Source organism: Agaribacter marinus, assembly GCF_030160655.1.
GTDB classification, from domain to species: Bacteria; Pseudomonadota; Gammaproteobacteria; order Enterobacterales; family Alteromonadaceae; genus Glaciecola; species Glaciecola marina.
This window is the reverse complement of record NZ_BSOT01000011.1, coordinates 82,072-101,617: the sequence shown is the minus strand read 5'-3', so window position 1 is coordinate 101,617 and position 19,546 is coordinate 82,072. Positions and strand designations below refer to the sequence as shown.

Below are 19,546 nucleotides of genomic sequence, written 5' to 3'. Positions count from 1 at the left end.
TCGCATCCTCTCTGCTTTGCCCCATTTCTAGTTTTACCAGGATTTATAAAATGACCGACACTGTCGATATCACATTTGCCGACCTTGACCTACCTGCACCAATATTGCAAGCGCTTGAAAAGGTAGGTTATGAAAAGCCATCACCAATACAAGCTAAAAGTATTCCCCTTCTTCTCGAAGGGAACGACTTGCTAGGTCAAGCACAAACCGGCACGGGCAAAACAGCGGCATTCGCGCTTCCCATGCTATCACGCATAGATGCTGATGCACTACATCCACAATTGTTAGTACTTGCCCCTACGCGCGAATTAGCCATTCAGGTCGCAGAAGCATTTCAAGTATATGCTAGCTTTTCTAAAAAAATCAAAGTATTACCGGTTTACGGTGGTCAATCGTACGATAACCAAATTCGCCAACTCAAGCGCGGCGTTCAGGTAGTTGTAGGCACGCCAGGGCGTATTATTGACCATATTCAGCGTAAAACGCTGAAATTAAATAACCTAAGATTTCTTGTATTAGATGAAGCAGACGAAATGTTGCGCATGGGCTTTATTGACGATGTTGAGCTTATTTTATCTCACGCGCCGGAAGAGAGACAAACGGCGTTATTTTCTGCAACAATGCCTGAGCAAATTAAGAAAATTGCCAATCGTTATCTAAACAAACCTGAACATATAAAGATTGCGTCAAAAGCATCGACGGCTAGCACCGTTAAACAACGATATTGTCAGGTAGCACCGCATCACAAATTAGAAGCACTTACGCGCATCATGGAAGTTGAAGAATTCGACGGCATGATTATTTTTGTTCGCACAAAGACAGCAACATTAGAACTTGCGGACAAATTGAGTGCTCGTGGATTCGATGTTGAACCACTCAATGGTGACATTCCACAAAACTCTCGTGAACGTACTGTCGATCGCTTAAAGAAAGGCTCTATCGACATATTGGTTGCAACAGATGTAGTCGCGAGAGGATTAGACGTAGAACGTGTTAGCCACGTAGTCAACTATGATATCCCGTATGATACAGAATCCTACGTACACAGAATTGGACGTACTGGGCGAGCGGGCAGATCTGGCGACGCAATATTATTCATATCTCATCGCGAAAAACGCCTGTTGTTTTCTATTGAAAAAACAACAAAACAACGCATTGAAAAAATGGATATTCCGTCCGTTTCTGAATTAAACGAAACGCGTGTTGAAAAATTCACGCGTAATGTGTTGAATGCGATTGAGGACGATAGTTTAGAGTCGTTCATGCCGCTGATTGATACTATCATCACAGAAGCAGAAGCTGCACCTGAACGCATTATGGCTGCATTGGCGAAAGTAGCTCAGGGTGATGAACCCTTGTTTCTTGATGAATCTAACAGCGCCGACTTAAACGCAAGACCACAGCGAGAAGAACGTGGACCCCGCGAAGGCAGAAGTAATAAGCGAAACGAACGAGGCGATAGAAGCCCTCGCGGAAATGACCGAGGCGAACGTAAATCGAATGTCCGTAGTCGCGGAAAACCTGAACAAGGCCTTCAAAGATATCGCTTAGATGTTGGTTACGTGCACGGTGTAAAACCAGGCAATATTGTAGGTGCAATAGCCAATGAAGCCGGTATTGATAGTCAGTACATCGGCGCAATTGACATCCATGAGAGTTATTCACTTGTCGATTTACCTGACGGTATGCCGCCTGAAACTCAGGAAGTATTGCAAAAAGCACGTGTATCTGGACAGCGACTGAATATACGCGCATGGAGTGATAAACCACCAAAACGTCCACGTAAGAGCTAGTCTAAAAGTCATTTTAGCTATATTAAAGTCAATTTAGTGTGTTTATTTGCATAACAAGACCTTGCATAATTGGTCTTTAGCCAATAAACACACTTAACCTTAGTAGTACTTACTATGAAATACTTCCCCATATTTGTCGACGCCCAACATATGAAATGCCTAGTTGTAGGCGCTGGAGAAGTAGCTGCGCGTAAATGCGAATTATTACTAAAAACCTCAGCACAATTATCTATTGTCGCTCCATGGGTAAGTGAAACAGTACATCAACTCGTTCAAACCAACTCGATTACATTGCATGAACGTGTTTTTGAAGCCGATGACTTAGACGGCATCAATATGGTGTTTGTTGCCACTGACGATGAAACCATAAATAAAGAAATACATGATTTAGCGCACGCCAAAGGTATATTGGTCAACGTGGTAGACAATACACCGCTGTGTAAGTTTATCACTCCGTCGATTGTCGACAGAAGCCCAATCATTATTGCGATGTCAAGTGGTGGTGTGGCGCCAGTGCTGCTGCGTTATTTGCGTCAAAGACTTGAATCTGTTATTCCTGCAAACGTGAGTTTACTCGGTAAATTTTCTGAAAAATTCCGAGACAAAGTCAAACATGCACTGAAATCTGTCACAGAAAGGCGGTATTTTTGGGAAGACGTATTAGATGGTGATATTGGCGAAAACGTACTGCAAGGCAATGAAGCATTGGCCGAACAGCAGTTTGAAAAAACACTGGCTGCGTTCAAAGACGATGCAAAAACTGAAGGACAAGTCTATTTGGTTGGTGCCGGCCCCGGAGATCCAGACCTTCTGACATTTAGAGCATTACGCTTAATGCAAAAAGCAGATGTGGTTGTATACGACCGTTTAGTGTCTAAGGAAGTATTAGAACTTGTAAGACGCGACGCCGAAAAAATCTATGTCGGAAAAGCGAAGAGCAATCACACGATCCCTCAAGGCGAAATAAATGAATTGCTGGCCAAATTGGCCAAAGAAGGCAATAGAGTCGTTCGCCTAAAAGGTGGCGATCCATTTATTTTCGGCCGTGGTGGAGAAGAAATCCAAACGCTTATTAAACACAATGTCGAATTTCAAGTCGTACCGGGCATCACAGCGGCTACCGGCGCCGCTACTTATGGCGGTATTCCGCTTACTCATAGAGATTACGCGCAATCTGTTGTGTTCACCACCGGTCACTTAAAAGATGACTCAATTGATCTCAATTGGAAAACACTGGCGCAGCCAAATCAAACCATCGTATTTTACATGGGTTTAACAGGCCTGAATATTATTTGTCGCTCGCTGATCGCTCACGGCTTGGATGAAGAAACACCGATAGCATTGGTCGAAAATGCAACGCGGGCAAATCAGAATATTGTGACCGGTAAGTTAAGTGATATTTGTAATCACCCTGAGTTAGCAAATGTAAAACCACCCACACTTATTATCGTTGGTGGCGTAGTTAATTTACATGAACAATTAAACTGGTTTAGGCAATAAGACGCCTAGCTGGTATACATAAATCTAGAGAGTGGTAACGGTGTTTCTTCCCGCGTTTTTAGATGCATAAAGTGCCTGGTCTACGCGCTTAAAAACACTATCAACATCGTCATCTTTTAAAAACTGTGTTACGCCGAAACTTACCGTAAACCTTGGAAGCCCATCTTCCAAGGTCTGCTCAATTACGCCTCTAAGTTTATCAGCCATAGTACTCGCTTGGATTACATCTAAATCTCTAACAATAATAGCAAACTCTTCTCCACCTAGGCGAAACAGTTTGTCCGCTTTTCGAATGTGTTGCTTTACCAACTCACTTAAGTGAATAAGCACTTTGTCACCTACGTCATGACCATATTTGTCATTAACTTTTTTAAAAAAATCGACATCAAACATTAGTAAGCTTATTGCGCCGTTGCGTTTGGCATTTTCTAACTCGTTTACTAGGCAATCATCCCACTTATGGCGATTAAAAGCGCCAGTTAACTTGTCCGTTGTTGCCAGTTGAATAAGCTGATCCTCCAATTGATATCTATTTGTCATCTGCTCAGAATACTTGCTCATGACTTGATTGATATCGTTAGCTAAGTCAGTCAATTCGTCAGCGCCCGCAGGTTCCTCAAGAGCAGCTTTATCGAAAATACTCAACGGTTCTCGCTTTGTAATTGATTCCTGCAAACTCTCTATCTTGCCATGAATACTGCTTACCCGTTTACGGAATGAACTAATTATATAAGTTGTTAAATAAATACCCGTAAAAAATGCAGTGACCCCTAGTGCTGTATTAATGGCAAGAAATTCTCTTTCATGTTTTTCCGCGTTTTTCGCAATATCTTCCGTTAGTGTCTCAATCCGTTTTAATAAAGTAATAGCAAACTTGTCTAGTGCACTATCCTGCGCTTCGAGAGAACGCCAGTTTGCGAGCTCAGTATCACCATCAATGGAGCTCAATAGTATTTTCCCTGCGTCTTGCTGAAAAACTTTATGCTGAGCTTGGTACGCTTTTATATCCTCAAGTGCTTGGCGATGCTCATTAATCTGCTGACTAATTTGGCCACTTTCTAAACCATTGCTAATTAGAGAAATAGCTCGAGAAAGCTCACTATCCAGTTTTTTTGAAAATGATTGAAAATTGCTTTTCAACATCTCAAAATTTACTTGCGGATTTTGCTTTATCTGATGCAGTTGCACTTGTTCCATTAACAAGTGTTGCTCAAGTTGCAGAATTTCAACTTCCGCAAGTACCTCTGTCAACGGAATATCTACCCGCGCGACCTCCCGCATTTCTTGGCCTATTTCTAATAGTTTTATAATCGAATACAAAATCACAATTAGAATAAAGGATAATAGTACTGTAGAAAGTCCACCGATTTTTCGGGTGATAGATTCATTGTGCCAGTTCATGATATGGAAGATTCAACAGGTATTTTTACCGCATTTTACTAGTAGTAGTCGCATTAGAATATGTAAATAAACTTAGTTGAGTATTATTTTTCATACTTAACTATTATTTTTTTGAAGTGTCTACTTCACTGTTTCTTTTGAACCAAGGTATCTTTACTGATATTTTGTTAATACGAACAGGGTCCAATATCTATTGAGGTAGTTATGCAAAAGCAGTTGCATTCGCTGCATATAAATATTTTGCGCATGGCAATAAGCTGCTTGATGCTCATAACATTAACGATACTCGCTGCTTTTGCGACACAAGATGCGCAAGCATCTCAACTTGGCTTTCAAAAAAAATCCAACGTAGAAGGGCATACTTTTTCGTATCGATGGTTCGATGGAGAAAAACACTATGCTATTCAATTTCCCCTAGCCAATGCCACCTTAAACCAATTGCCAAATTCTCCCATACGTTACAACAATGACTTGCTGCAACAAGAAATTGTTGCGGCTATCAGGCGTTACGCAGTGGATGTTTCCGGTGAAGGGATTCAAGTTGTTATCAAACGCCTAGGGCTCAACACCGAATATCAAGTACGAGCGCCCAACGACAAAGTAGCGAAGGAAACCCTTAGAGAAATTGATGAGCTACAAGATACTGTAAAAGCTGAGTTTTACGAGAAGAACTTTTTCCTCACTTATACATCTCCTCTTGGAGAAAAAGCCATTCAGCACGATTTTGCGAGGTACGTACACGACAGTAAAGATGGGCTAAATTCCATTGTCGATGCAATCAAGAGTATTCAAGAGAATCAAAAAGATTATAGAGAATTCATCACCATTGCGATGAGCTGGGTACAAAGTATTCCTTATGACGATTTACGAAATCGAATATCGTCCAATGGTTCAGGTTTTGCGTCACCCAAGGACCTAATCTTGCAAAACCGAGGAGACTGCGACAGTAAATCGACGCTACTAGCGGCCATATTAAAAGCATACAACGAGCAAATTAAGCTTAAGATGATACTTTTACCGAAGCACGCCTTACTCGGCGTAAGCCTCAGAGCATTACCGAATGAGAAAACCATTACATCAGACAGCATTCCTTATGTTTTGCTCGAACCGACTGGTCCTGCCTATTATAAAATTGGAGAAGCTGACGACGACTCACTCATGGCGATTAGAAATCGTCAATACAGATTGGCCTCACTGTAGGCTAGGCGGAACAGGCACGAGATACATCCAGTTATACAGCAAGTAGAACGTTAACATCCACGCTTGAACAAAACGCAATTTCCCCTTATTGTTTGACCGCAATATAAATAAAATAAGAAAAATATATGAACCTACGACACAAAAATACCTTCAACAAAAAGGCAAAAAATTACTTCCTTAAATTCATCTCACTCTCTTTCGTATCAACGTCCTTATTTTTTTCGGGCACGTACGCCGCAGTTGAGGAAAAAACGAATGAAAGTGAACAAAAGAGCGAATACACGGATTGGGACGTACTTAATCCCCCCTTCGAACTCAACACTTTGACGATCAATACAAATGAAACAACTTGGTCGAGTTTAGATATTGCACCTAATGGTAAGCAATTCGTATTCGACATGTTAGGTGACATATTTATCGCGAGCACAAATGGTGGTGACGCTACACCACTAACTCAAGACTTTGCATGGAATATTCACCCAAGTATTAGCCCTGACGGTACAAAAGTAGCATTCATTTCTGACAGAGATGGCTTATCCAATGTCTGGGTTATGGATATTGATGGCAAAAACATTACCCAAATAACAAAAGAGAAAAAACACTTAATTCACTCGCCTAAGTGGAGCCCAGATGGTGAATATATTGTGGTTACAAAGGGCTTTATGTCTGCACGCAGTATTCCTGCAGGTGAAATTTGGATGTTTCACAAAAGTGGTGGCGATGGCATCGCTATAAAAAAACGTGAAAACGGTAATATTGAACAGCAGAACATTGCAGATCCAGTGTTTTCTCATGACGGCCAGTACATATATTATACACATGACATAAGTGCCGGTTCACGATTTGAATACAACAGAGACCCTCTAAAATCCATTTTCGCGGTCACGCGTTACGACCGAGAAACGGGCGAAGAAGAGCGGTTTATTTCGGGTACTGGTGGCGCGGTAGTACCAACACCATCTCCTGATGGAAAACATATAGCATTCATTCGACGCGTAAAAAATAAAACAGCACTTTTTATTAAGTCCTTAGAAACAGGTAGTGAAACACCGTTGTTTTTAGCCCTAGAAAGAGACATGCAAGAAGGCTTTGGCACTGAAGGTTATTTTGCCTATTTTGATTGGACACCTGACAGCAAGCAAGTCATGTTTTGGACAGGAGGTAAATTTCATAAATTGAGCGTAGCCGACCAATCACTGACGAGTGTAGATCTCAATATTACGACGACGGTGAAATACGCTGACGCCCTGCGTTTCAAAGTAGATGTTGCACCTGACGAGTTTGATGTAAAAGCGATTAGGTGGGCGCAACGCTCACCCAATGGTAAATCGGTGCTATTTCAAGCCTTAGGAAAGTTGTACCTCAAAAATATAAAGTCGGGTAAAACAAAACGCTTAACCAAACAAAATGAACATGATGAATATTACCCACGTTACTCTTTAGATGGGAAATCCATTGTATACACGACGTGGAATGATCAAAGCTTTGGCAGCATTCGTGTTGTTTCCGCTAAAGGTGGAAAAGGCAAAGTTGTCAGCCTCAGTCCTGGACACTATGTTGAACCAAGCTTTTCAAATGATGCTGAATTAATTACCTACCGAAAAGCGACAGGCGGTTACCTACTCGACCCAAGTCATAGCACTGAGCCGGGAATTTACGTGCTAAATAGGGATAAAAAATCCGTTAAGCGTGTCGCCAAGAAAGGATTTGAACCTCACTTTGGTTCAGACAATACAAGAGTGTATTTTACCGAGTCGGCGTTCGGTTCTTACCCGGAAACCAAATTTTCGAGTGTCGACTTAGCAGGCAAAGATAAAATAGTGCACCTTGACGGCAAAGACAAAGTTAGTGAGTACCGACTATCGACAAATGGAAAATATATTGGCTTTGTACACCAATATAACACCTATGCCATGCCATTTGTACAAACGGGTCAAACGCTTAATATCGGTCCAGACATCACTAGTTTTCCGGTTACCAAACTCTCCGCTCGCGCGGGTAATTATATGTCGTGGCGAGATAGTAGTAACACCTTAGGTTGGTCTTATGGCCCTAGATACTTCGAACGCCCACTGGATGACGCTTTTGCCTATAGAAACGACGCACCTGATACACTGCCAGACCCACAGAGTGCCGGTATTGAGTTAGGATTCAAATATACGTCCGATAAACCTAAAGATATTAAAGCCCTTGTCGGTGGCACCGTAATTACAATGCGTGATGCAGACAACCAACAAGAGGTAATCAAGGATGGCGTAGTAATCATCGAAGATAACCGTATTGTTGACGTTGGTACTAAAAACGAAGTACTGGTACCCGAGAATGCAAAAGTCATTGATACAACAGGTAAATCAATCATCCCTGGCCTAATTGATGCCCATGCCCATGGTTCACAGGGCAGCAATGAGATAATTCCTCAACAAAATTGGTCACAATTTTCTAATTTGGCATTCGGTGTCACGACCATACATGACCCTTCCAATGATACGAGTGAAATTATGGCCGCGGCTGAATTGCAACGCGCAGGTAAAATTATCGCACCGCGTATTTACTCTACAGGTACCATTTTATATGGCGCGGAAGCCCTCGCATACAAAGCTCAAATCAATGATTATGATGATGCTTATTACCATGTTCAACGTCTCAAAGACATGGGCGCAATCTCGGTGAAGAGTTACAACCAGCCAAGGCGTGACCAACGCCAACAAGTACTCTTAGCGTCACTGAAACAAGAAATGATGGTCGTGCCTGAAGGTGGTGGTAAGTTTCAGCAGAATATATCAATGCTCGTCGACGGACATACGGGATTAGAGCACTCAATCCCTATAGCGCGCGGCTATGATGATTTGACGTCTCTTTGGCAGGCTACTCAATTTGGGTATACACCCACGTTTGTTGTCGCTTATGGCGGTATGATGGGTGAAGAATACTTTTATGATCGCACGGAAGTATGGAAAAACGAACGTTTAATGCGCTATGTACCTAGCTTTTTAGTGGACCGTCGCTCGATTAGAAGGCCGACTGCGCCAGATAACCAATACAATCACGTAGATGTTGCCAAGTATGCCAAAGCACTAAGGGATAAAGGTGTGCGTGTGATGATTGGCGCACACGGACAACGTGAGGGCTTAGGTGCTCACTGGGAGTTATGGGTCATGGCTCAAGGTGGGTTTCGCCCATTTGAAGCGCTTCGTGGCGGCACAATAGATGGGGCAATTCATCTAGGGATGGATGAGAGCATCGGTTCTATTGAAGTCGGAAAGCTTGCGGATATTGCTATTATCGATGGTGATGTACTGGCAGATCTATCACGCAGTGAGTATGTGACACACACAATTATTAATGGCCGAGTATACGACACCACCACAATGAATGAACTTGGTAGCAAAAAAGAACGCTCAGCCTTCTTTTTTGAGTCGGACAATAAGCGTTTTATGCCAGATGAAACTAAACAGTTAATGCAAGAAAAAGCAAAACGTTACCATTGGGTACATTAATCTGCTTTAGCCAATTTTTGTCCGCGCAGGCGTTCTTAACAGCGCTACGCGGATAAAAGTCGAATATTCAAACACTTACAATCCACCTAACTGACTTTCGTTCAGTAACAAAAAGAGGACAAAACTTAACTTGTCCTCTTTTTGTCATATCCTGACCATTGTTTACCGGTATTGGTTGAAAAAACTAGGTTTAATAGATCAGGTCAACAAAGATAACTTGTTCGACTAGACAACAGCTGCGTGAAGTAAGTGGATTAACACTTAAGTAATATTCATTTAGGTGCTATTCACATAAGTACTACTCACTTAGGCAATATCAAAATCGGAAAACAATTTAAAGGATTAATAAATATGAATTATGTAGAGAAAGCAAATACACTTGAAAGCATTGATAACTTGTCAAAACGCGAAAAACAAATTGCCATGAAAATTATGGAAGGCCTGCCCAACAAACTTATCGCGTGTCAGCTTTTTATCAGCGAGAGAACGGTTAAATTCCATTGCGCCAACATATATCGCAAATTACAAATTAGAAACCGGCATGCACTTATTGCCAATTATTATCGTGATTTGGTCATCTACGCTTGAGAAGATAAGTAAAGTTGTAATCCTCCTATAAAAAAGAGTTAACAGCAGCACCTAAATTGAAACTAACACTACGAACGTTCATTTAGATGCTGCAAACACTTACTCGACCTTTCCATGACTAAACTGATAGAACAAATTCACCGCGTTATTCACACCACTTTTTGCCTGTACAAATAATTTGGGTAGCAATTTATATTTTAAAATGACTTCGCTCGCAGAATCAAAAACACCAACCCCGTAGGTAATTTGCAAATCATCAGAAATACGCCCAGTAAGTTGCAATTGCGTATTGTCTCCTTGCCCCGCTGTCTGAAAATTAAGAGAATCAAATCCTAGTTTGCGACCAAGCTGACCGACTCTGTTTTCACTGCCGCCAACGCCAAAATTAACCAGAGCATTGATCATATTGGTATTCATAGATGTTTCTTCACCACTTGACGAACTTAAAATATCTTGTCCCTGCAGCAGATACGATAACTGTCTGGCTTGGGTCATCGACGGTTCAGAAAATAACTCGACTCGCGGAAGGATCGGGTTTCCAGTAATATTCAAGCCGGCAACAACGTCATCTTCTGTGTAAAGCGGATTGCGAATCGCGGAAATATCAAACTGTGGCAAGCTCGGTTCACCACTAAAAAATATACTACCCCGCCTTATTTCCAAATTTTGGCCGTAAGCTTCATAGCTCCCTTCAAGCAGCTTAATCTGCCCATTCACCAAAGTTTGCATCGGCAAATATCCATCACCAGTAGTTCGACGACGTTGTAAAACTTTTACATTTAAATCGCCGTGCAAGGCAGCAAATAAACCCATGGCTTCTACTTTTACAAAGCCTTTTTCGTCAGGGTCAACTAACAACGATACATCAACATCAATGCCAATAGGCACTTCCGGCGGTGGTATCTCTTGTCCAATAATAATAGTGTCGGCACTAGGGGACACAGCGCTATCGGGCAATGATTCTATACGCACAAAAGTCTCGTCCATCACTACCTTCCCCTTCACCACAATATCATCGGGCGTAATATCGAATTTAATATCTGGAGAAACATTCGCTTTTTGCGTTTGATAAGCAAATTGTAATTCTTCACCAAAGATACTACCAGACGCACTAAAACCATCTAAAAAATCAATCTTCGCATCATACTTGGCCTCTCCTTTACCAAGAAAAAAGCCCCCCTCAATATCTGCAGAACTGCCTGAAAACCTGAGTGTTTGATTAAACCGGGTAAGGGGGTATGCATAAGCATCAAGAATTAACTCAGCCTCATCAATCGTCAACTCCCCACTTAGATTTGGTTCAGTTAAGTCGCCATTAAAGCCAATATTCGCGTTTACGTCTCCTTTCAAAGAATCAATAATAGGAAGGAAGCGCTGCAGTACAGACAAGTCAAACTTATTTATACCGAGTTGGCCGACATGTTTGCGGTCTTGAGGAGATAGAGATAGTTCAGATTTAACGCCCAATGTGCCGGACTTTTGGGTACCGGCAAATACGTTTGCCTTTACTTGATTATCGATAATATCTAAATTTGCGACAATAGCCGTCAGATTTAGTTGGTGTTGTGGCGTGTCTAAACGCCCTCTCAGTACATTCGATACTTGTGCTCTTAACCCATCTGTTGTCGAGTATGTGCCGCTCAAGCTGGTAGTAAGCGGCAAATCACTTGTATCCATAATTAGTTCTGGTAAGGCATAGTTGGCTGCAGCAGAAAGGTTATAAGATAGGTTTACTCCAAAACGAGAAAAACCATCTGCATAGTCCACATCGTCAACACATAGTTGCGTAGATGCCTGTTGACTGGGATCGTGCCAACAATGTTGACTTACGCTTAAAGTTTGCTTCTTAAGGTCTACATTTATATTAATAGGATCTTTTAACGCGAGCGTAATAACGTCATGAGTAATATTTCCGTCGGTCCATTGCCCTTTCCAAACAGGGTTGTCTAAAGTGTTTATCCCGCCCTTAATGTTTTGTGACACCTTAAGGTCTGAATGAATTAAAGCAATACGCATGTTGTGTGCGCTTAAATCACCTTGGACGGTAATTTCTGCCGTCTCAATTGTTTGCTGATCGAGCGTAACATCAGAAGCAGATAGTAAAATGTCTGATTTCCAATTTTCTGCGCTACTGATAACGGCCTTGATTTGAGCCGAAGATATTTCTGTAGTTTGATAGGCAACATCGCTGACATTGCCCGCAACATCGATTTCTGGCGACACTATGTTGCCCGTTATCTTACCATCTAACATGGCTGTTCCCGTTAAATCGGGCATTAGTTGCTCAAGGTTTGGCGCATCAATTGTAAACTCAAGACGACTTGTTAATTTATCTAACCAAGACGAGTCAAACGCCCAAAGCCTTGATGATGGCAAGTTCACATTGCCATCTAAAAACACATCATTGTCACCTGCCTTAGCTGCTATTCGATGAATATTTAACTCGCCAGACTCAGCAAAACTTACGTCGCAACTAAATGAAAAATCACGCGCCTTTGCTTGTGCTTTTAACTCATCACATAGCAACGAAAAACTCAATTCGTTTTCACTCAAACGGCTATCAAACACCAAATTTCCTGTAATATTTTCCGGTAAACTCTCATCAAAGATGGATAACATTACATTGTTGATTGCAATATTGTACTTGTTATTGGCTTCCCAACTATCCTGTCCAATCATTGCCGCAGTCTGGCTCGTGTCATCATTTATTTTATGCAATGAAGATTTACCTACAAAGGTAAACTCGCCAATTTCGCCTGACGTAGTCAATTGTTCGATATCAAAGATCTGTTGTTCGGGTGCTAGTGTTACTTTTGCGTCGACCGAAGATGTTGAAGCATTGTTTTGCTTCGCAGATAGCGCCGGGTGCATCACGTCGGCATCAACGGTGAGTTGATAACCTGCTTGCCAATTACCCTGTAAATCCAGACGGCTAGGTTCAAAATCAATCACCTGCTCTAATTTTAAAAATGCATAAATAGCATCAATAGAATTTATTGCCAACTCAATGCTAAGCGGTAAATTTTCCTTAGAAAAATCTTGAGCAACATCAGCTTTCGCTATCTGCTCACCTACCGAGCTTAACTCTATTGCCGTTGTATTTATATTCCCGTTACCTTTGAGTGTTAGTGGAATACCATCATTTGTCAAAGCAGTGGAAAATGTATGCTGAAAGTTGTCCGCTAAGTCTAGGGAGAAGGCAACACTGGCATCCACGCCACTTAACGCACTATCAACGAATACAGTAATCTTTGAATCTATTTTTTGTTTCAAAATAGACAATGATAAAGACGCGTCACTTAGCAAGGGGGTTTCGCTATCACTGTCCGTATCAATTTGATTTATTTCATTCACACGTAAACTATCAATCAATATGTCTAGGGGAACGAAAATTTTTGGGATAGTGATTTTTGGCGCAGACTCTAGCTGCTTTGCAAGCTTAGCTAATGAAAAATTAAGCTTATTAGAGGGCAACTCTTGGGCCTTCACTTTAGTCGTTGTTTTTTCAATGTCTTCGTTAATATAAGTAGTGACAGTCGCTAAACTCATTGAAGGAATATGTAGACGACTGCCCGTTGCGTATAACTCTGTATTAAATTGCTTTATGCCAATGATTGGTTTTGTATCAGCTGCAAAAACGCTTAAAGACGCAAAAGAAAAATCATCAAGCTCAATGTCTACGGGCAATACAATATATTCGTCAATGGGTTGTGAAGGCGATTCATTCGATTCAACATCATGTAGCTGCACGCGCAAGTCGCCCATTTGAAAAGACTTAATGCATACCTTAACGTCAAACAAACAAGTTATGCCTAAATCTAGGGATACAGAGGATATATCAACGGTAGCCGCTGGAACACTGATGTTTAAATCAGTAATGCGCAGTTGCCCATACAAACTGCCGTCTATTTCTCGATAATCTATAATTTCACTTTGTTTACCAAAGTACCCTGCGATTTGCATCCCCCAGTTTGTCGGGATAAATAGTAGCAATGCAAAAATAAAAAATACGACAAAAAGAAAGATGTAAGCTAAGTACTTACTCAACGTTGAAACCATTAGTTACACCCCCGGCCCAATGATCAAGTGAATACCCCACCGCTTTTCCAACTTACTGCTGCCTCTCGCGACGTAAACTCTTATGTTCCCAATTGGCGATAAATAGTGAGCACCTAGTCCTGCCCCCCACGCTATGTCTTCTGCAAATTCTCCGCTTGCATTCCCGGCATCAGCAAAAACTGCCGCCCGCCATTTAGCGTGCACTAAATATGCATATTCCACACTGCCAACACTTAAGTATCGGCCGCCAATAAGTTCAGGCTTTTGTTCACCATCGACCTCTTCAAAGCGAAAATCCGACACTTCATTCAACCCAAAGCCACGAATACTTTGATCGCCACCAGCAAAAAAGCGTTCACTTGAAGGGACTTGTTCAAAATCACTGGTAGATATTGCACCGACATCAGCACGCATAATTAATCGATGTTTATCAAATTCCCTTATCCATTTTGTCCGAATTAATAGTTTTGCAAAATCTATATCTGACAAAAGTGACTGACTCGCACCAGACAGTGTTATTTGTTGCCGATCGCCCCACTCAACAAATAGGTCGCCCTTTTTCCTTAACCGGCTAAACGTCACACCCGGCAAGAACAAACGGGTCGTCTGACGCTCTTCATTTAACCCTTGGCGAAAGTTTTCTTGTGTATAACGCAAAAAAGCAATTAAATCCCACTCTCCTTTAAAGCGTTCTCCGTATTGACGCTGCACTGCAATACTAAAACGATCGCTGGCGGTTTGGTTTTCATCAATCTGTTGAAAACCAAGCTGAATGTCGATGAAATCTTTTAAGGGATTTCCAGTAGGAATTCGATATCCAACTTCTAAGGATTTGCGTGGTTCGGAAAGTAACAAACTTGCATTCATTGAATGGCCATCTAAGTTTACCCACGGCCTGGACCAATCAAGCGTAAATCTTGGTCCGGTATCCGTTGACACACCAATACCAAATTCGTAATTGTCGCGCGGGCGCGTTGCTAAAATAACCTCTATTGGCACTTGGAAATCAACAGTTCTTTCAGCATTTGCTCGCGCGATTGCATTTTGAAAATACCCGGTACTTTGCATTGCCATAGAGAGTTCACTGACTTTAGCCTGTGAAAAAAAATCGCCTGTATTAAATGGCTTAACGCGCTCAACCAATTCGCTACCTACGTTTTGTTCGAGGTAAATCAAATCACCAAACGTATAGCGCTGACCAAAATAAAAAATCCAATGCACGGTTGCACTGCTCGTTTCACCCTGTTTCCCGGGTGTAACAATTAATTTATGTAAAGGAAAACTAAAGTCAAAAAAGCCATAGAGCACACTGTACGCTCTCAATTTTGCTTTAAGAGATTCGTAACTACCATGGTCAAGTATTTTACCTTCCCATGCTCTGACCTCTTGAATGATTGCTGTTAGCTCTTTAGGTCGTGCTTTAAGAGGCACTTGCTCTACATCATGCAGTAATACAACCTTGTCGACAGTCGTTTGTTGGCCAAGAGCAATGAGGATATGCCAATAGGGCGACTCTCCGGGGGGCGTTCGTTCTTCAATCTCTACAACGGCATCGTAGTATGCGAAAGCTTGCAATGCGATTGCCACTTTCCCTTGAAGCGTCTCAATGTACTTATCTTTATTAAATGCACTGGTTGGTGTAGCTGTATCTTTTAGATGTAATCGAATATTGTCTTCAATCGCACCATCATCCACCCCTTCGATATCAAAACGCTGCTGCGCTAACGCTGAGGTAGTAATAGTAAGGGAAACTGCAAAAACGAACATCAATCCAATGATGTAAATTGCTCTTAGCAAAATAAAATGATCCTCTAAAAACTCGAAACAATCCTCACGTCCAGTTTCACCTAACTAGATAAATCAATATTATACCTATCACTGCACGGAGGCAGCAAAATCAGCGCAAGGAAGCATTACTTTTATATTTTTTGATATAGAAGTTTAACACATGGAAGTAAAAATTTATTCAAGGGATTGATGAGTTAAGGCAAGGACGCAATATAACATAAAATCATTTGCATAGACGCAAATATTGCCACGGATGGCAACTCATGGAAGAGTAAAAAGGCGCTGAATATAACTACATCAGCGCCTTTCTCATATTGCAGAACTCACGACAAAATTATCGGCGTGTTACAATATAAAGCGACTAAGGTCTTCATTATCGACCAACGCTTCTAAGTGTTCATTTACATATGCATCATCGATAGTGTAAGACTCTCCACTCTTATCAGACGCATTAAAACTTATCTCTTCCATTAAACGTTCCATCACGGTATGCAAACGCCTTGCACCGATGTTCTCCGTTTTTTCGTTGACCTGCCATGCGGCTTCAGCGATACGGCGAATACCACTTTCAACAAACTCGATGTCCACACCTTCGGTTTTCAACAAGGCTTTATATTGTTCTGTCAACGATGCGTTTGGCTCGGTCAATATACGAACAAAATCCCCCACGGTTAACGCAGACAATTCAACTCGAATAGGTAAACGCCCTTGCAATTCAGGGATTAAATCTGAAGGCTTTGCCATTTGAAATGCGCCAGAAGCAATGAACAAAATGTGATCCGTTTTTACCATACCATGCTTTGTAGAGACGGTTGACCCTTCGACCAACGGTAATAGGTCACGTTGTACACCTTCTCGACTTACGTCAGCAGAACCAGTACCTTCACGTTTACAGATTTTGTCTATTTCATCCACAAACACAATCCCATTTTGCTCTAAGGAATCAATTGCCTGTTCTTTTAAGTCTTCTTGATTAACTAATTTCGCTGACTCTTCTTCAACTAAGACTTTAAACGCGTCTTTGATTTTCAGCTTCTTCTTCTTTTTCTTATCTCCGGACAAGTTTTGGAACATGCCTTGAAGTTGATTAGTCATTTCTTCCATACCAGGAGGCGCCATAATTTCGACACCCACTTGCGGCGCTGCAACATCGACTTCAATCTCTTTGTCATCAAGTTTGCCTTCTCGCAACTTTTTACGGAATGCTTGGCGAGCACCTTTTTCTTCAACAGGCTCTTTATCTCCAAATGCATTTTCAGGTGGAGGAATTAAAATGTCTAAGATACGATCTTCCGCAGCTTCTTCAGCTCTAAACTGTACTTTTTTAGACGCCTCTTCTTTTGTCATTTTAACGGCAATGTCAGCAAGATCACGAATAATGGTCTCAACTTCCTTACCAACATAGCCAACTTCGGTGAACTTAGTGGCTTCGACTTTAATAAATGGCGCATTCGCCATTTTGGCTAAACGTCGAGCAATCTCGGTTTTACCTACACCGGTAGGACCAATCATTAAGATGTTTTTAGGTGTGACTTCTTGGCGAAGTTCAGGCGACAATTGCATACGACGCCAACGATTGCGAAGCGCAATTGAAACCGCTCGTTTTGCGTCCGCTTGGCCAATAATATGATTATCCAATGCGTGGACAATTTCTCTGGGTGTCATTTCCGACATATAATAATTACCTTTTTTACCAGCGTTAGAAGTCTAAAACTTCAACAGTATGGTGCTGGTTTGTGTACACACATATATTTCCAGCAATTGCGAGGGCTTTTGTGGCAATGGATTCAGCTTCGAGTTCAGTATTTTCAATCAAACCCGTTGCCGCAGCTTGAGCAAATGGTCCACCAGAACCAATCGCAATTAAATCATGCTCAGGTTGAATAACATCCCCATTCCCGGTGATAATAAGCGATGCGCTATGATCAGCCACCGCAAGAAGGGCTTCAAGTTTACGTAATGCACGGTCTGACCGCCAATCTTTAGCTAACTCAACTGCCGCTTTTGTTAGGTGGCCTTGATGCATTTCAAGTTTACTCTCGAATCGTTCGAACAAAGTAAACGCATCCGCGGTACCACCAGCAAAACCAGCAATCACCTTATTGTTATACAGACGTCTAACTTTGCGCGCGTTGCCTTTCATTACGGTATTACCCAATGAAACCTGACCGTCACCTGCGACGACTACTTGATTACCTCTGCGAACAGATACAATCGTTGTCATTTAATTACTCCCGAAATCTACGCCTTTTATCTATATAAGAAGGCAGAATGAGGAATAGATGGGGTAAATAATTAAAATTTCAAGACTACAAATATACATGTATAACGATCACCATCGGCCGGTATAAACTATTTAACCAGACGGATATACCCCTTGCAATTTAGAATATCTTCGTCAAATTTATGTTGGTCTTCTTCGTTAAAATACGCCATGCCATGTAGTTCGTTTATTTTTACTGCAAGATTGTCGATGTGTTCACATTCGTCGATAGCATTGTTAATACCTTCCTGTAAGATACTGGTGCCTTTGTGACAATTGTGTCCTTCTAGTACATAGGCTCTCGGTGAGAATGCCTCTGTACTATGTATCATTTCTTTAAGATGTTGAACTAAGGTATTTTCTGTCGCCCAACGACCTGTCTTTTCATTTATATAACTATATTTTTGACCGTAGTTAAAACCTTCTCTCATAATGCACGGAGTATTGCAAAACATGCCTTCGATAATGCTTCGATTTAGGCCTTCAAACCTCGACCAAAGTAAATTAACTTTAGCTCTGGCGAATAACTTACTTACTTCTGCAGGTTCTATCCATTCATGAAAACTGAGGTTCTCATCTATTTCAAAATGCTCGGCAAGTGATTTTAAGTCGGTAAGTGTCAAATCATGAGGGTAGCCAACTAATGCCGCACTGAAATTTGGCATCTCTGCCTTAAGCTTCTTTAAGGCCTCAAAAATCTTATGATGCCGTTTAAATGTTGCCCAACCTGATACAATGATAATGTCTATGTCACGCTCTATGCCATCATTTGGCATAAAATTATTGTGATTAACCCACCAATTTGAACTTAAAAGTAAGGGTTTAAGGTTGCCATCTAAGCGATCTAAAAAATCAAAATCTCGTTGCTCATAAGCCATCACAAACACAGGAAACTCCAGCGTTGAATACGCCAAAATACCCGGTTCACAGGTACCGGCCCAGCTTGGTTCAAGTACAAAATGATACTTCTGGGCAAGGCTAGGCATATCAAATAGTTTAAATAACAAAGGAAAGTAAAAGGAATACTTAACTATAATGACGCCTTTGGTATCGTTTGTCGGGCTTTTAATAATTAAACAAACGCCATCAAATATATTCAGTGGATCTTCAAAATACCGCTGAGTATTGTCGACTGGTTCTATTCGAGTGACCAAACTGGCCAAAAAACGCTGCTTGGCGGATGTATCGTTCAATACAAATTTTCTGACTAAAAAAATAACTGCAATTTCACTGCCTAACCAAGCAGTGCGATGTAATTTAGACAATGTTTCGACTGCCAACAGCGTGTTCTTGTTGATTAAAAACCAAATTGCTTTTAGCAGATAAAGGCAACTCAATGGCAACATCAAAAACTTTAGATCATGTTTTAAAAATTCTGACAGATTGCTTTTAAAAATATGCTTTTTAATATTCACATTAATCTCTTTTAACGCAACGGTTATATTACTTAGTACAAT

At 41.3% G+C, this 19,546-nt stretch carries 11 protein-coding genes; 5 read left to right on the top strand and 6 right to left on the bottom strand.

Translation table 11 applies throughout. The annotated features are described in order from the left end of the window. The first annotated feature begins 50 nt into the window (after positions 1 to 50). Complete coding sequence (locus QQK00_RS17625) at positions 51 to 1,793, top strand: DEAD/DEAH box helicase (RefSeq protein WP_284218999.1); 1,743 nt, start codon at positions 51 to 53, stop codon at positions 1,791 to 1,793. A 114-nt stretch (positions 1,794 to 1,907) separates the two neighbouring features. Then, the gene (cysG, locus tag QQK00_RS17620) at positions 1,908 to 3,293 is read left to right on the top strand and encodes a siroheme synthase CysG (protein WP_284218998.1); all 1,386 of its coding nucleotides are present in this window, start codon (positions 1,908 to 1,910) and stop codon (positions 3,291 to 3,293) included. A 24-nt stretch (positions 3,294 to 3,317) separates the two neighbouring features. On the opposite strand, the gene QQK00_RS17615 is transcribed toward cysG, so the two are convergent. Next, positions 3,318 to 4,574 (bottom strand): sensor domain-containing diguanylate cyclase, encoded by a 1,257-nt coding sequence (locus tag QQK00_RS17615; protein WP_284218997.1) that lies wholly within the window; start codon positions 4,572 to 4,574, stop codon positions 3,318 to 3,320. A gap of 384 nt (positions 4,575 to 4,958) precedes the next feature. Here QQK00_RS17615 and QQK00_RS17610 point away from each other — a divergent pair, with 384 nt between their 5' ends. The 3 genes from QQK00_RS17610 (at position 4,959) to QQK00_RS17600 (ending at position 9,979) form a co-directional block, all read left to right on the top strand. Then, a complete protein-coding gene (locus QQK00_RS17610) occupies positions 4,959 to 5,894 on the top strand; it encodes a hypothetical protein (protein ID WP_284218996.1) in 936 nt (311 codons plus the stop codon). Positions 5,895 to 6,019: 125 nt separating this feature from the next. Further along, positions 6,020 to 9,391 (top strand): amidohydrolase family protein, encoded by a 3,372-nt coding sequence (locus tag QQK00_RS17605; protein ID WP_284218995.1) that lies wholly within the window; start codon positions 6,020 to 6,022, stop codon positions 9,389 to 9,391. Between the two features lie 351 nt (positions 9,392 to 9,742). Further along, complete coding sequence (locus tag QQK00_RS17600) at positions 9,743 to 9,979, top strand: helix-turn-helix domain-containing protein (RefSeq protein WP_284218994.1); 237 nt, start codon at positions 9,743 to 9,745, stop codon at positions 9,977 to 9,979. A gap of 99 nt (positions 9,980 to 10,078) precedes the next feature. Here QQK00_RS17600 and QQK00_RS17595 read toward each other — a convergent pair whose 3' ends face one another. The 5 genes from QQK00_RS17595 to QQK00_RS17575 all read right to left on the bottom strand — a co-directional run bounded on the left by QQK00_RS17595 (position 10,079) and on the right by QQK00_RS17575 (position 19,504). Next, positions 10,079 to 14,038: a translocation/assembly module TamB domain-containing protein gene (locus tag QQK00_RS17595; protein ID WP_284218993.1), complete on the bottom strand. Its 3,960-nt coding sequence runs from the start codon at positions 14,036 to 14,038 to the stop codon at positions 10,079 to 10,081. Positions 14,039 to 14,041: 3 nt separating this feature from the next. Continuing rightward, complete coding sequence (locus tag QQK00_RS17590) at positions 14,042 to 15,835, bottom strand: autotransporter assembly complex protein TamA (protein WP_284218992.1); 1,794 nt, start codon at positions 15,833 to 15,835, stop codon at positions 14,042 to 14,044. Positions 15,836 to 16,171: 336 nt separating this feature from the next. Continuing rightward, on the bottom strand, positions 16,172 to 17,500 hold the full coding sequence (gene hslU, locus QQK00_RS17585) for an ATP-dependent protease ATPase subunit HslU (protein ID WP_284218991.1): 1,329 nt from the start codon (positions 17,498 to 17,500) through the stop codon (positions 16,172 to 16,174). Between the two features lie 25 nt (positions 17,501 to 17,525). After that, the gene (hslV, locus tag QQK00_RS17580; protein ID WP_284218990.1) at positions 17,526 to 18,050 is read right to left on the bottom strand and encodes an ATP-dependent protease subunit HslV; all 525 of its coding nucleotides are present in this window, start codon (positions 18,048 to 18,050) and stop codon (positions 17,526 to 17,528) included. 128 nt (positions 18,051 to 18,178) lie between these two features. Further along, positions 18,179 to 19,504: a glycosyltransferase gene (locus QQK00_RS17575; protein ID WP_284218989.1), complete on the bottom strand. Its 1,326-nt coding sequence runs from the start codon at positions 19,502 to 19,504 to the stop codon at positions 18,179 to 18,181. Between the last annotated feature and the right edge of the window lie 42 nt (positions 19,505 to 19,546).